This window comes from Paenibacillus peoriae, assembly GCF_022531965.1.
GTDB classification, from domain to species: Bacteria; Bacillota; Bacilli; order Paenibacillales; family Paenibacillaceae; genus Paenibacillus; species Paenibacillus polymyxa_D.
Genome location: NZ_CP092831.1, coordinates 1,109,550 through 1,124,082 on the forward strand (window position 1 = coordinate 1,109,550; position 14,533 = coordinate 1,124,082).

Here is a 14,533-nt window from a genome sequence, read left to right on the forward strand (position 1 = left end):
CATGACTATAATGTACATATAGTTTAAATTTAGTCTTTTTGGGGCTGACGGTTCCACACACTTTACTCACAAAGGAGAGGATTCATCTCATGAGCATACATTTGGAATTGGATTCCTTATCCGTTGAAAGGCTAGAAATGGCCCTTTCAGGACGACCGGGAATGTTCAAGCTGTTTTATGACACCGAGGATTGTGGATGCAATGGCGTACTCGTCATTTTGGTTGTCACCGCGCCCAATGCAACTGATAAAGCAGTACAGTCTGAGCCTTATTCTTTTTGGGTAGATCAGCAGCAGGAACAGCAGTTCGATAGCAGAATGCGGCTTGAGGCAGACCCTAGTTACCCGTCGTTCAAGCTAAGTAGTGATGCCGGTATATTTAGTAGCAATGTTAGAATTCAAGATCGGCGCGCGAACTCGTCCGAGGAGTGATGTGCGGAGGTAATAGGAATTCATTAAGCACCAAAAAAGCAATTCTGATTTACACCAAGTTTCCAAAAGACGAACCTTGTTTAGCCTATATGGCAGAGGTTCGTTTTTTTTGTGTTATATTCCATTCGTTCCTCCAAAAAATGAAGTGTTTAGTGGCCTGCTCTGAAGTGGTACAATAACCTTTATGATAATCGGAGAAGGACGTTGAGAAGATGAAAAACTTGCTCGTTTCGGGCTATCGTGCCCATGAGCTGAATATTTTCAGTCAGAAGCACGAAGGCATTCCATATATTAAAAAGGCGATTGCAGGCAGGCTTATTCCCCTGATTGAAGAAGGGCTGGAATGGGTGATTACCCCAGGCCAATATGGGGTGGACTTGTGGGCCTGTGAGGTCGTTACTGCACTAAAACAGCAATATCCCCACCTCAAATGCTCTATTATGATGGCTTATCAAAATATGGACGAAAAATGGAAGGAGGACAAAAAGGAATATTTTCAGCAGATTTGTGCCGAAGTTGACTATGTAGGAGTAGTCAGCCGCCAGCCTTATCAGGGGATATGGCAACTTAGGGCACGGGATGAACTTCTTTTCCGCAAAACAGACGGTTTATTGCTTGTTTACGATGAGGATGCCGGAGAGGGCAGCCCACGTTTTATGAAGGAACTTGCATTGAAAAAACAACAGGCAGAGGGCTATCAGTATAGTAGCATCAGCTCGGAGGATATCCAGAGCATTGCGGATGAAGAACGATTATTCATGGACCTCTGATTTTTAAAGCATTAGCCCGGATTTTTGAACAAAAAGGACGTATTCGTCCCTTTACATTGATGTAAGCGCTGTCATAGAATTTAAACAACAATAACTTATCAGTCACATAAAATAAATTTATTGAAAATACAAACTATGAAAGGAGCTAATGATTCAGATGAACAAAAGGTTTCGGTATACTGCGTTGCTCTGTCTCGGTGTCATGTTGTGTGGAGTGGTTACCCCGATGGATAGCCAGGTCTCTGCTGCCTCTACGAGACAAATGGAAAAGCTGAACCGGGGAGCCGTCGCTGTTAAGGTGCCTGAGGGTGTACTGGTGAGCTGGCGCTTGCTGGGCACGGAAGCGGATTCGGTCGGCTTTAATTTGTACAGAGGGACAAGCAAGGTGAATGATGCGCCGATACCATCGAGAACCAACTTTTTGGACAAGGCAGGTTCGACCTCATCTTCGTATACCGTTCGTGCCGTGGTCAATGGAGCAGAGCAGGCCGCTTCTCCTGCGGTGAAGGTATGGAACAACAACTATCTGGATGTTCCGATCCAGCAGCCCGCGGGAGGCACAACTCCGGATAATGTGAGCTACACGTACCATGCCAATGATGCCAGCGTAGGGGATCTCGATGGGGATGGCGAGTATGAGATTGTGTTAAAATGGGACCCTTCCAATGCCAAGGATAATTCGCAATCCGGTTATACGGGAAATGTATTTTTGGATGGCTACGAACTGGATGGAACGCGCAAATGGCGGATCGACCTGGGACGGAACATACGGGCTGGAGCCCACTATACGCAATTTCTCGTCTATGATTTTGACGGAGACGGCAAAGCAGAGATCGTATGTAAAACAGCAGACGGCACGGTAGATGGTACAGGTGTAAAGATTGGGGACGCTTCGGCTGATCATCGAAACACGAGTGGATATATTTTGAACGGACCCGAGTTTCTGACCGTGTTCTCAGGAAATACAGGCAAGGCTCTTAGTACCATTGACTATGTGCCACCACGCGGAACGGTATCGAGCTGGGGAGATAATTATGGTAACCGTGTAGATCGTTTTCTCGCCGGGGTTGCTTATCTGGATGGCGTGAGACCCAGCATAGTGATGGCACGTGGGTATTACACTCGCACCGTTCTGGTCGCATATGATTGGCGGAATGGTAACCTGAGCCGACGCTGGACCTTTGACAGCAACAGCTCCACCAATGCTGGAACTGCTGGACAGGGGAACCACAGTTTGAGCGTGGCAGATGTGGATGGAGATGATAAGGATGAGATCGTGTATGGCTCGCTGGTTGTAGACGATAATGGAGCGAAGCTGGCTAACACGGGGATGGGACATGGAGATGCACTTCATGTTGGCGATCTGGACCCCGACCGTTCGGGCTATGAAGTGTTCAAGGTGAACGAGGACAAAAATGCCACCTACGGAGCTGCCATGTACGATCCGCGTAATGGAAATATTTTATGGGGCGTAAATACAGGCAAGGATACCGGAAGAGGCATGTCAGCAGACATTGACCCGCGGACCAAAGGGAACGAGCAGTGGGCACCGGGTATTGGGTTGCGTTCAGCCAAGGGACAGCTCATCACCAACACGCTACCGTCTTCCATTAATTTTGGCATCTGGTGGGATGGGGATCTCCTCCGTGAACTGCTGGATCATACCTCATCAAGCGCTGGAAAGATAGACAAGTGGAACTACACGAACTCGACTACTTCCAACTTGCTTACGGCAACAGGAACGAGTTCCAATAACGGAACCAAAGGAACGCCGTCCTTGCAGGCCGATCTGTTCGGTGACTGGCGTGAGGAAGTCATTTGGCGTAAAAGTGATAATTCAGCGCTGCGTATCTACACAACACCATACGAGTCAGAACATCGATTTTACACGCTTATGCATGATCCAGTGTATCGCTTGAGTGTTGCCTGGCAGAACGTAGCTTATAATCAGCCGCCGCACACCGGGTTTTATCTGGGAGAAGGGATGCCCAAGCTCCAGCAGCCGAATATATATACTCCTTGATATGTCGTTAGACAGTGGTTTGAAAGCAAATAGAATGAACAAAAACAGAGAGGGCTCCAAGCGAATTGGAGCTCTTTTTGTCATGAGAGCCCAAGAGATAACGTATGCTTTCTATAAAAACGGGAACATTAGTTCTTATTGGTGGAATATATGTATGAAAAAGGAGGCGGAATCTGTGAGTTCTTTAACGACTGAAGGCATAATTGAGCTCGTAACTAATGTTGGATTCCCTGCTGCATTAAGTCTGATTCTGTTAAAATACATCCTCGTCACTTTGAGTCGCAGATTAGAAGAGCTGGACCGATCTGTTAAGCAATTATCGCTATCTTTGGAAGAGATGGAGGCAAAGCAAGTGAAACAGTCAGAACAACCGTCCCCGGCAAATACGGACAAACTTCGTGCAGAATGAACAAAAAAAGGCAAATAGAAACAATTTAGCAACCCAATCGAGAAGCGAAATTCTTATAATAGAAATGTCTGCAGTTTATGCAGACATATGATTATGGAGGTGTATATAAGTATGAAATTAAATACGAAGCTATCAGCACTATGCATTGCGGCCACACTTATGAGCGTGGCACAGGCCGCCGCTGCCGCGCCCGCTGTGACCGCTCCAGCGGAAGCGACGCAACCGAGCGTTGCCAGTCCGGCCGCATCCGCCCCGGCTCAGGTGCCAGCACCAGCAGCGTCTGCACCGGCTACGACTCCAGCCCCGGCGCAAGCGCCGTCGGCTCCAGCAAGCTCGCCCCCGGCTGCAGCCGCAGGTTCTGCCAAAGCCGCTACACCAGTAGCTCCGTCTGCACCAGCACAGCGTCCATCTACATCGGTAGCACCCGCGGCTGCTCCGATCGTACCTTCGACTGTGAAGCCGTCTAAGCCGCAACAGCCGTCCACTTCAGCGCCAGCAGCAGCGGCTACCAACGTGAAACCGACGCAACTGGACAAGCTGAACCACGAGAGTGCGGTTCCGCTTGTGCTGGAGGCGCAGTCTCGTTATCAATATGCAATCAGTGGTGGCAGCCCGGTGGGTAAGTCGTTCCAGTTGAACGGTAAAAGCTACCGCTATCTGTCCGAGGACATCGGTACAAAGACCAAATTGATCAGCTATCTGACGCAGGCCTACACAAAGCAGGCGAGTGAGCAATTTGTCGGTAAATTTTTCGTCGAAGTTAATGGCAGATTAGCTCAGTTGAACGCAGATGGTGGCAATTTGTTAGAGTTCAACCGGGCTACGGCGAAAATGGTAACCATGACTCCGGTGAAGCGCAGCTATTTGCTGACTGTGCCTTATCCGGCACAAACCAAGAAGGCGAATGAGAAAATCACCGTGAATTTTGAAAAGGTCGGCAGCTACTGGAAAATCAGCTCCGCGCCGCATGTCATTTTCTAAATTAAGATTTTGCAACAGGCTTCATATGGGGTAAAGTGATGTTAAGGCTTGTTTTGTAAGCCCCAATTCAACGCAGGGGAGTGCTGTGCAATGATGACACCCATCAAGGTAAAAGACGTTAAGGATATTGAAAAAATCAATCAAATCGTATCCAATTATACGTATGACATCTGGATTCATGGCAAAAGCGGCATGGCAGATGCCAAATCCATTTTAGGCATGTACGTGCTGAAGCTGGATGAGCCGCTAACTCTGGTTGTACCTGACAATGTTAATCCCAAGAAGTTGTTCAAGGAGTTGGAGGAGTTTATCCATTTTCCTGCTCAAGAAGGATAAAAGGCAAGAAACTTGTAAACACTGGATGATCTATTACTAAAATAACGCAAAGAAGCCGTGGAACCTCAGTCCCACGGCTTCTTTTTTTAGTGTTCTTTCTCGTCCAAAAACGGGAGATTCACCGAATAGTACATAACCCCCATAAGCAGCACGCCGCCAACCAGATTTCCGAGCGTAACCGGAACGAGATTATGGATCACGCCAGCGACAGAAACTGTACCCGGATGGTCCAGCACGAGCGCAATGGCGAAAGTACACATATTAGCCACACTATGCTCATATCCCGAAATGAAAAAGCAGAACACAAACAGCATCATGGCAAACATCTTTGCACCATTTTCCTTCATAAACATGGGAACAAAAAAGGCAAGACAGACCAGCCAATTACACAAAATAGCTCGGAAGAATAGCTGCATTGCAGGCGCTTCCATTTTATGCTCAACCACGCTCAGTAGAAAGCTGTTCACGCTGGAGGAGTCAAACAGACCGGTCAAGTAAATAAGGAGTGCAAATACCCCCGCACCCAGCAAATTACCGCCATAGCTGGCAGCCCATAATCGAAGCACCTGTCCCCAGCGTAGCTTTTTACGGAGCGCAGCATAAGTGTAATAGAAGGTGTTACCTGTAAACAAATCCCCGCCGCCGTAAGCGATCAGAATGATGGCCGCTCCGAATGTGAGCGCCGCCATGGGATAAGTGAATGGAGAATGCTCCATGTAAAAAAAGTTGCCCGTCTTGAAGGCTACAATAACGCCGAACCCGATGAACATACTCGCCAGCATGGAACGTGCCAAATACCGGAGTAGGCTCTGCTTGTAAATTTTGTACTTCTTCATGGCTAGCTGTTCGACATTGCGTAAGCCTTCCGTCTCCATATTTAAGGACAACCCCCTATTTTCTCATATGTAAGTCTTTAAACAGACTTTATTTTTCCCGAAACATGTCCAGTCTATCAGCAATTCTGTTAGCTTAACAAACCAAGCTTTTGCAGTCCGTACAAAATACCGTCTTCATCTGCGCGTTTTGTGACCATTTTAGCTGCGGCTTTGGCTTCATCACAGCCGTTGCCCATCGCGACGCTGTTATGTATAGCTGTCAGCATCTCCACATCATTTAAGCCATCGCCAAAGGCGTATTGATTTTCAGCGGCAATGCCCAGTCTGGACGTAATTTCGCGGATACCCTTCGCTTTGGAGCCAGCATGAGGAACAACGTCCACAGAACTCGGATGCCAGCGCACAAAGTCAAACGCCTTGAATACCGTTTCATAGAAAGGCTCTTCTTCTGCTGTACACATCAACAGCGTCTGATAAATATCTCTTCCTTGGAAATAGAGCGGATCGTATCCAACTGAAATCTTGGCCTTAAGCGTTTGGACCGATTTCTCTACAAGCTCATCGTTAGGAATATTGGCCTTCATGTCCATATGATCCATATATACAAGGGCATGATTATGTGTGAGGGCCAGATCGGTCATCGTTTGCAAGGCTTCTCTGTTCAACGGATTGGTAGCGACCACTTCCCCGCGGAGCACGACATATTGCCCATTAAAGCTGACGTAGGAGTCAATTTCCAACTGCTCGCGGATATCTTTGAACATAAAAGGCGCACGTCCTGTTGCAATGGCCACCTCATGTCCCAGCTCTTTCAAAGCAAAGACGGCCTTTTCTGCCGTTAATGGCATTTTCTTGTCATCGTCCAGCAATGTACCGTCGATATCGAAAAAGATAATTTTTTTGTCTGACATGTCCCTACACCTGACTTTCAATAATGTATTTGTCGAAATGAACTCATATGGATTCATTATATCAAAGGAACTGCTTCTGAATACACAAATACGTATAAATCCTCATGAATGTCCGACCTCTATAGCTTACAATATGAAATAAGGCTTACTGTAAAATATAATTTCTATCTCCTATTTCATAGATGGGATGTGATCACCATGACAAAAATCCAAGTCACACCGGAGCAGCTGGACAGCGTGGCCTCCCAATTTGCCAATGCCCACGGCACACTGTATAACCAGTTAAATGGCCTGGATAGCACAATGAACCACCTTCACAACCAGTGGGATGGTATGGAGAGGAATCGTTTTTATAATGACTATCGTACGGCTAAATATACACTATCTTCTGTATTAAATAAGGTTCAATCCATTGAAATTGAGCTGAAAAGCATCGCTTCGAAATTTAGAAATGCGGATGGTGAAAGCACACGTGGCTTCTGGACAGCCCTAGCAGCGGCAATGAGCGCTAGCGCAGCGCTGGCAGGCAGTGGAGAGGCTGGAGATCATGGTGGTGGAATTGCCAAGCAGCCCAAAAACATAGACGAATGGGAGCAGTCAGACGCGGTTAAATATCATCAATATGAGGAACTACTGAAAAACGCCGAGGCCATCGGCGACAAGCAGGTTATGCAGAAAATTCACGACCAGATGAATGTCCTGCAGCTGCAATATGAGGACTCCGTTACCCGTACAGATTACAATACAGGAGAGACCTCCAAGATCACATCCGATTCCCTTGTCGCCGTCACCGAACTGACAGGTAAAGACGGAAGCAAAACGGATATATCTATAGATAAAAAAGGGAATGTTGTGAGTTATGAGCAAAATACGGATAAATACGATTACTGGGTCCAAAAGCATACCCAATCAGCCGGAGAGCATGCTCTAGGTAAAACGGCCCAGACCGTCACCGGATATGGAATAGGTCTTATTTTGTCGCGCGGGGCTGGTGTTAGTGGGGGAGGTTCGGGCATCGGTACTGGCGCAGCCTCCGGCTGGGGGGAACACGTCGTCGGCATTGGTGGCGGCATGCTCAGTGACAAAGTACTTTTCTCTGTACCCGATGAGGGCGAAACCCGTACCATGATCTACCGAACGAATAAAGAAACCGGACATATTGAGAACATGATCATCGTCACCAAAGGTGAGAATGAAATGGAGTATCGCTATTGGGAGGATTATAACTAGATCTTGAGCAGTGAACGATAATAACGTGTTTAGGAGTACCCATAAAATCTACAGTCTTTTTTTCTAGAACAGGTGAGCGGCAGGTGGAAACTGTAAACTCACTAGCTGGAGAGGTCTGTGGATTTTTTTGTTTACCATTTTTTTCTGAATTCCGATATATTAAATAGATAGAATACATATCCAAGGTGATTTAATTGAATATTCTAAAAAGATTAAGGTACTAGTTTTAGAGGGAGAAATAGTAAATGAAAAAACCATCCATTAGTAGTCGTGTTGTTTTGAGAGGGGAGGGAGAGAAGTTACGATATGCAACAATCAGAGACATTACTGTACACGTACAGGCTAACATTGAGAGATATCATGTTATTTAATTTTTGTTTGAAGTATCAGAAGTCTACTGGGCTTAAGTTGATGGCATCAATCCAGTTTCTGTTGGTCATTATGGCTACATACAAGCTTATAGTAGATAATGAAGTAGATCCTAATACGATAGCGATGTTCTTCTTTCCATTCTTAGTTTTTGTAATTATTCCTTTCTTTACTATTAAAGAAGTGAAAGCTAACTACCTAAATCACCCACAATGGCCTATTGAAAAAGATTATGAGTTTTCAAAGGAGGGTCTTCATTTTACGTACTCTGCGGGTTACAACTGGGATGAAGTAAAGGGGGTCATTAATACGCTGACTGCCTTTTATATATTGCTGCCTAATCATAAATTTATATTGGTCCCCAAGCGGATTTTTTCTAGTAGACTGGAGCGCCGACAATTCAAAGAACTGTTGATAACCCAGATCAGATCAGAGAGATGGGATTATAAATTTATAGACAAAATGAGCAAATTAAATAGAGAATAATTGTATTTTTAGTAAATAAAATTAAAGAGTAATACATTTGTTAAAAGGAGGAACTCATATGTATCTTCTATTTTGTAGCGATCCTCTGAATTCTAAAAGTGTAGATATGGATTACCGTGAAGAGTGCGAGGTTGCACAGAGTCTTGGTTTTGATATAGGGTTGGTCAATTTCGATAATCTGATCGAGGATGAACAGGAAGGATCAGGGTCTAACCCATATATTGTTTCTAAGAATATGCGGGAGTATGTTGCTAATCAGGGAAGCGAGTACGTGAACGCGCTATACCGTGGATGGATGTTAAGGCCCAAAGTATATGGTGCTTGGACTGCAGCCTTGGAGGCAAAGCGAATCAGGATGCTGACAAGTGCTAAGAGTTATAGCAACTGTCACTATTTTCCCGATTCATACTCGTTAATTCAAAATTTTACGCCTCGGAGTGTATGGCTGGAGCGGGACCAATTGGATGCGGAGCATATTCGAGAGGCGGTCATGCCTTTTGGAACGACAGCAATAATGGTCAAGGACTTCGTTAAATCACGGAAACATGATTGGCTGGACGCCTGTTATATCCCGGATGCGTCAGATCGGGTGCATGTGGAACGGGTGATTCGTCGTTTTGTTGAACTTCAGGGGACAGAATTGAATGGAGGAGTTGTGTTAAGGGAGTTCGTACCTTTAGAATTTCTTACCCTTCACCCCAAAAGTGGCATGCCCTTGTCTAAAGAATATCGTCTATTCTTCATGTTCGGAGAGCCTGTTTTTACAGTTAATTACTGGGATGAGGCTGCATATGAGACCGTTCCTACAGATCTGGATGAATTTATTCAGATTGCACGTCAAATCCAAAGTCCATTTTTCACAATGGATATTGCTCGTACACAAGCAGGACAATGGATTATTATAGAATTGGGAGATGGGCAAGTTTCGGGACTGCCTGAGCACACGGATCTTGAAGCGTTCTATACAAATTTAAAAAAAGCGGTGGTGAACCGTGGATTATGGTAAAAGGCACAGTGCTTCTGTTGAATTGGAAGGCTGTGCCTTTCTATCAATTTTGACATTTCACAGACTTGCAATTGGGGTAGCGAATGATGGATGATAGAAGAGGGCCTTTTTTGTAGAACATAGGGCTAAAGATAGAGAGGATACTAATAATAAATAGATCGGATTTACCGTATTTTTGTATATTATTGTAGAAAAAGATCGTAATTCAGGTTATAGTAAAGGAAGAAATTAACTAGGATACCTTTACCCAAATACGTAATTGTGGAGGGAAACATGAGTACATTTAAAAATTGGTTGAATACAACTAAAAAAGGACTTGGAGACCAAGTTAAGAAGTTTAAGAATAAAGATTTTATGGAAGCTGTTGTTGCAGGCTGTGCATTAGTAGCATTTGCTGACGGTACGATTAGTCCGGAAGAGAAAACGAAAATGGCCGGATACATAAATATCAGTGAAGAATTGAAAGTGTTTGATATGGGTGAGGTCATCAACCGTTTCAATCACTATGTAGCGAACTTTGAGTTTTCACCTGAAATCGGTAAACAGGAAGCACTGAAGGCGATTGGTAAATTGAAGGGTAAGCCAGAAGTAGGCCGACTTGTCGTTGGCGTATGTAGCGCTATTGGCGCAGCTGATGGTGACTTTGATGCCAATGAGCAGCGAATTGTGGCTGAGATTTGCGGCGCGCTTGGTTTGAATCCGTCTGAATTTAGTCTGTAAATTTTACGGAAGGGAGGTGTGTTAATCAGTGGCTGTAATTAATCTGGTCAAGGGCCAGAAAATTGATTTGACCAAGGGAAACACAGGACTGACCAAGGTTATAGCAGGATTGGGATGGGACCCTGTACAGTCCAAAGGATTTTTTGGCTTCAAGAAGCAACCGAACATTGATTGTGATGCTTCTGCCATTTTGCTGGACGCAAACGGGAAACTGACTCAGTCGGACAATGTAGTGTGTTTCCACAATAAAAAAAGTCCATGCGGCTCTGTCGTGCATTCCGGTGATAATCTGACCGGACAAGGCGACGGTGATGATGAACAAATTGCGATTGACCTGGCACGTATTCCTGCCAATGTCGACAAAGTGCTTGTTGTTGTGAATATATATGATTGCGTTAACCGGAAACAGGACTTCGGCATGATCGAGAAAGCGTATATCCGCATTCTGGACGGTGCTAATTCCAAGGAACTGGTGACGTTTAATTTATCTGATAATTATGAAGGGCTGACCGCACTGGTCTGTGGAGAACTCTATCGTCATAACAACGAATGGAAGTTTGCTGCAATCGGTGAAGGAACCCATGCCGTACATATTGATGTGCTGGCTCAGCGTTATATGTAATTTTAGTTACTCATACAAAACTTAATGTGAAAAGGGGTTCTTACTCATGGCAATTAACTTATCCAAAGGTCAAAAAATCGATTTGACGAAAACAAATCCAGGTTTGTCCAAAATCACAGTGGGTCTCGGTTGGGACACAAACAAATATGATGGCGGTAAAGACTTTGACCTGGACGTATCCGTATTTTTGGCTAATGCGGAAGGTAAAGTAGAATCCGATAAGAACTTTGTCTTTTTTAATAACCCACAAAATGAGAACGGTTCTGTCGTTCATACAGGGGATAACCGCACAGGTGATGGCGACGGAGATGACGAGCAAATTAAAATTGATCTGGGTAGCGTGCCAGCTAACGTTGAAAAGATCGCTTTTACGATTACAATCTATGAAGCACAAGAACGCAGCCAAAACTTTGGACAAGTGTCCCGTGCTTACGCTCGTATCGTAAACGAAGCAAACAATGAAGAATTGGTCCGCTTTGATCTGGGAGAAGATTTCTCAATCGAAACAGGCGTTGTTGTAGGCGAACTGTATCGTCATAGCGGTGAATGGAAGTTCAATGCCATTGGTAGCGGCTACCAAGATGGTCTTGCAGGATTGACGCGCGATTACGGTTTGGCATAAAAAATCTATACAAAGAAAGCAGGTATGCGGAATGACCATTAGCCTTTCCAAAGGACAACGTATTGATCTGACCAAAACGAATCCTGGCTTGACTCGTGTCGTTGTAGGTCTTGGATGGGATACGAATAAATACAGTGGTGGCGCGGACTTTGACCTGGATGCTTCAGCTTTCCTACTTTATGAAGACGGCAAAGCCAAAGCTGCGGATGATTTTGTATTTTACAACAACCCGACAGGTGGAGCAGGATCGGTTACCCATACAGGCGATAACCGCACAGGTGAGGGCGATGGGGATGACGAGCAAATCATCGTTGATTTCTCGAAGATTCCTGCGAACATCCACCGTATCGGGATCACGGTTACCATTTATGATTACGAGGCACGCGCGCAAAACTTTGGTCAAGTATCCAATGCTTTTGTGCGTGTGGTAGATGCAGCAACGGATCGTGAAGTGCTGCGCTACGATTTGGGAGAAGATTTTTCCACCGAAACGGCCGTCGTATTCTGTGAATTTTACCGTCAGAATGCAGACTGGAAATTCCAGGCTATCGGTAGTGGCTTTGCTGGTGGATTGGGTGCGCTTGCTAAAAACTATGGCTTGGACGCTCAATAATATCCACTTGGGGTGGTGTCCATAGGGCGCTACCCTTTCTTTTTAAGCTATTACATTAGCGTACGCTGACACATGACAAACCGACAGAAAGGTGACACAATCATGGCTGTTATCGTAGTAAAGGGACAGAAGGCGGATTTGACGAAAACAAATCCGGGCCTGACCCATGTCAACGTAGGGATTGGCTGGGAGTCCCCAGCGTCTCTGGAGCTGGATACTTCGGCATTTTTGCTAGGTCCTGGAGGAAAAGTATCGGGCGATGAGGATTTAATTTTTTATAACAATCCGACCACGCCCTTTATCACCTATTCAGACGGACAACAGTCCGGTGACAAAAAGCAATTTGCCCTTGATCTGACGCGAATTCCTGCAAACATCGAGAAGATTGCGTTTACGCTGACGATTTATGATGCGGATCAGAAACGGCAAAATTTTGGACAGGTTCAAGGTGGGTTCATTCGTTTTGCTCATCCGGTTAGTGGAGAGGTTTTGCGGTTTAATTTGGACAGTGGATTTACAGTGGAGACTGCGATTGTTATTGGTGAACTGTATCGTCATAACGGGGAATGGAAATTCAACGCGATTGGCGCAGGTTTTTCCGGTGGATTGGATGCGTTGTGCGTTAATTTTGGGATTGAAGTGGAAAATAATCCGGCTCCTCCCACGCCAGTGCCTACACCTCCGTCTCCAGCGCCTCGACCAGCACCAACGCCGCCACCAGTACCACCTGCTCCGAAGCCAGAGCCATCTGCAACACCGGTGAATCTGAATCTGCGGAAAATTGAGCTGAAGAAGAAGGGCGACACCATTAATCTGAAAAAGGGCTCAGGCGGATTGGGTGAAATCCTGATCAATCTGAACTGGAATCAGGTGCAGCAAAGCAAGGGATTTTTTAATCGCGGCTCCAAGGGTGTCGATCTGGATCTGGGCTGCTTATATGAGATGAAGAATGGAGATAAAGGCGTTGTACAGGCGCTCGGGGAAGTTTTCGGTTCTCTAAATCGCTTTCCGTACATTGCTCTGGATGGCGACGACCGTACAGGCTCTGTGAAAACAGGGGAAAATCTTCGCATCAACGGTGCTAAAATTTCTGAAATTAAGCGAATTTTGGTGTTTACCTTCATCTATGAAGGAGTCACGAACTGGTCACAAGCGGACGGGGTAGTCACGCTGTACCAGAAGGATGGGCCGGACATTATCGTTCACATGAATGAACATGACAATCGCAAAGGGATGTGTGCAATTGCCATGATCCAAAATGTAAACGATGAAACGTTTAGCATTGAAAGACTCGTGCAGTTCTATGGCGGTCATCGTGAGTTGGATCGGGCCTATAACTGGGGCATGCGCTGGTCGCAGGGTAGCAAATAAATTGAATTATCGGAGGCACTCTTTTCATGTTGAATGATTTGTTTAAAAATATCAGCGAAAACTACGGCCATTTCTTTTCATGGAGTGATGTTGTAGGTACGCTTACTGATCCAGTGAGTTGGGGGATTATAGGAACTCTCATTTTGCTGGAAGGACTTTTATCGGCGGATAACGCCTTGGTTCTCGCAGTTATGGTTAAACACTTACCTAAGGAACAACAGAAGAGAGCCTTATTTTACGGGATTTTGGGTGCGTATATATTCAGGTTCCTAGCTATCGGCTTGGGTACATTCCTGATTAAGTTCACCCTGATTAAGGTACTGGGTGCAGCTTATCTGCTCTATATCGCTTATAAGGGCTTATTCAAGTCCGAAGGTGATGGAGAAGTGAAAAACAAACCTACTTCTTTTTGGAAAACGGTATTAATGGTCGAACTGATGGATATTGCCTTCAGTATTGACAGCGTCATTGCAGCTTTCGGTGTGAGCGAGAAAGTATGGGTTCTGTTCCTGGGTGGTATTCTCGGCGTTCTGATGATGCGTGGTGTTGCTCAAGTGTTCCTCAAGCTCATTGATAAATTTCCGGAACTGGAACAGACAGCCTTTATTATGATCGCCATTATCGGGGGTAAAATGCTGGCTGCTGCTTTTGGCTTTCATATGTCGCAGATTTTGTTCTTCGGCATTTTGATTGCTGTCTTTGTAGGCACAATGGTTATCAGCTCGGCGAAAAGAAAGAAAAAGGCCGACAAAGAGGCTTAATGTACAAAGTATAGCGAAATCCCTCCTGAAACTAAG

Annotated in this window: 17 protein-coding genes; 15 read left to right on the top strand and 2 right to left on the bottom strand. The window is 45.4% G+C overall.

Annotated elements, in window-relative coordinates; all coding sequences use genetic code 11:
• Window positions 1-89 precede the first annotated feature (89 nt).
• From MLD56_RS04955 to MLD56_RS04980, 6 genes are all read left to right on the top strand, one after another.
• The gene (locus MLD56_RS04955) at window positions 90-431 is read left to right on the top strand and encodes an iron-sulfur cluster biosynthesis family protein (RefSeq protein ID WP_029517576.1); all 342 of its coding nucleotides are present in this window, start codon (window positions 90-92) and stop codon (window positions 429-431) included.
• Between the two features lie 212 nt (window positions 432-643).
• Window positions 644-1,201 carry an SLOG family protein gene (locus tag MLD56_RS04960; RefSeq protein WP_029517575.1) on the top strand — a complete coding sequence of 186 codons (558 nt, stop codon included), beginning with the start codon at window positions 644-646 and terminating at the stop codon, window positions 1,199-1,201.
• Between the two features lie 157 nt (window positions 1,202-1,358).
• Window positions 1,359-3,224, top strand: coding sequence for a rhamnogalacturonan lyase (locus tag MLD56_RS04965; RefSeq protein ID WP_428838731.1), 1,866 nt, complete (start codon window positions 1,359-1,361; stop codon window positions 3,222-3,224).
• 175 nt (window positions 3,225-3,399) lie between these two features.
• The gene (locus tag MLD56_RS04970) at window positions 3,400-3,633 is read left to right on the top strand and encodes a hypothetical protein (RefSeq protein WP_029517573.1); all 234 of its coding nucleotides are present in this window, start codon (window positions 3,400-3,402) and stop codon (window positions 3,631-3,633) included.
• A gap of 111 nt (window positions 3,634-3,744) precedes the next feature.
• Window positions 3,745-4,614, top strand: coding sequence for a DL-endopeptidase inhibitor IseA family protein (locus tag MLD56_RS04975; RefSeq protein ID WP_241113482.1), 870 nt, complete (start codon window positions 3,745-3,747; stop codon window positions 4,612-4,614).
• Window positions 4,615-4,704: 90 nt separating this feature from the next.
• Window positions 4,705-4,950 (top strand): HPr family phosphocarrier protein, encoded by a 246-nt coding sequence (locus MLD56_RS04980; RefSeq protein ID WP_023987189.1) that lies wholly within the window; start codon window positions 4,705-4,707, stop codon window positions 4,948-4,950.
• Window positions 4,951-5,036: 86 nt separating this feature from the next.
• On the opposite strand, the gene MLD56_RS04985 is transcribed toward MLD56_RS04980, so the two are convergent.
• Both MLD56_RS04985 and MLD56_RS04990 read right to left on the bottom strand, forming a co-directional pair.
• Window positions 5,037-5,825, bottom strand: coding sequence for a formate/nitrite transporter family protein (locus MLD56_RS04985; RefSeq protein WP_029517571.1), 789 nt, complete (start codon window positions 5,823-5,825; stop codon window positions 5,037-5,039).
• An 89-nt stretch (window positions 5,826-5,914) separates the two neighbouring features.
• On the bottom strand, window positions 5,915-6,697 hold the full coding sequence (locus MLD56_RS04990; RefSeq protein WP_029517570.1) for a Cof-type HAD-IIB family hydrolase: 783 nt from the start codon (window positions 6,695-6,697) through the stop codon (window positions 5,915-5,917).
• 198 nt (window positions 6,698-6,895) lie between these two features.
• Here MLD56_RS04990 and MLD56_RS04995 point away from each other — a divergent pair, with 198 nt between their 5' ends.
• From MLD56_RS04995 to MLD56_RS05035, 9 genes are all read left to right on the top strand, one after another.
• Entirely contained in the window at window positions 6,896-7,927 is a 1,032-nt protein-coding gene (locus tag MLD56_RS04995) for a WXG100 family type VII secretion target (RefSeq protein WP_029517569.1), read from the top strand.
• 306 nt (window positions 7,928-8,233) lie between these two features.
• Window positions 8,234-8,782, top strand: coding sequence for a YcxB family protein (locus MLD56_RS05000; protein WP_029517568.1), 549 nt, complete (start codon window positions 8,234-8,236; stop codon window positions 8,780-8,782).
• Window positions 8,783-8,840: 58 nt separating this feature from the next.
• Window positions 8,841-9,788 carry an ATP-grasp domain-containing protein gene (locus MLD56_RS05005; RefSeq protein ID WP_029517567.1) on the top strand — a complete coding sequence of 316 codons (948 nt, stop codon included), beginning with the start codon at window positions 8,841-8,843 and terminating at the stop codon, window positions 9,786-9,788.
• Between the two features lie 273 nt (window positions 9,789-10,061).
• Entirely contained in the window at window positions 10,062-10,508 is a 447-nt protein-coding gene (locus MLD56_RS05010) for a tellurite resistance TerB family protein (protein WP_013369616.1), read from the top strand.
• A gap of 28 nt (window positions 10,509-10,536) precedes the next feature.
• Complete coding sequence (locus MLD56_RS05015; RefSeq protein WP_013308969.1) at window positions 10,537-11,130, top strand: TerD family protein; 594 nt, start codon at window positions 10,537-10,539, stop codon at window positions 11,128-11,130.
• 46 nt (window positions 11,131-11,176) lie between these two features.
• Window positions 11,177-11,752: a TerD family protein gene (locus MLD56_RS05020; protein ID WP_013308970.1), complete on the top strand. Its 576-nt coding sequence runs from the start codon at window positions 11,177-11,179 to the stop codon at window positions 11,750-11,752.
• 31 nt (window positions 11,753-11,783) lie between these two features.
• Window positions 11,784-12,365 carry a TerD family protein gene (locus MLD56_RS05025; protein WP_023987194.1) on the top strand — a complete coding sequence of 194 codons (582 nt, stop codon included), beginning with the start codon at window positions 11,784-11,786 and terminating at the stop codon, window positions 12,363-12,365.
• Between the two features lie 102 nt (window positions 12,366-12,467).
• Window positions 12,468-13,736 (top strand): TerD family protein, encoded by a 1,269-nt coding sequence (locus MLD56_RS05030; protein ID WP_029517566.1) that lies wholly within the window; start codon window positions 12,468-12,470, stop codon window positions 13,734-13,736.
• A gap of 26 nt (window positions 13,737-13,762) precedes the next feature.
• Complete coding sequence (locus tag MLD56_RS05035; protein ID WP_029517565.1) at window positions 13,763-14,497, top strand: TerC family protein; 735 nt, start codon at window positions 13,763-13,765, stop codon at window positions 14,495-14,497.
• Window positions 14,498-14,533 lie beyond the last annotated feature (36 nt).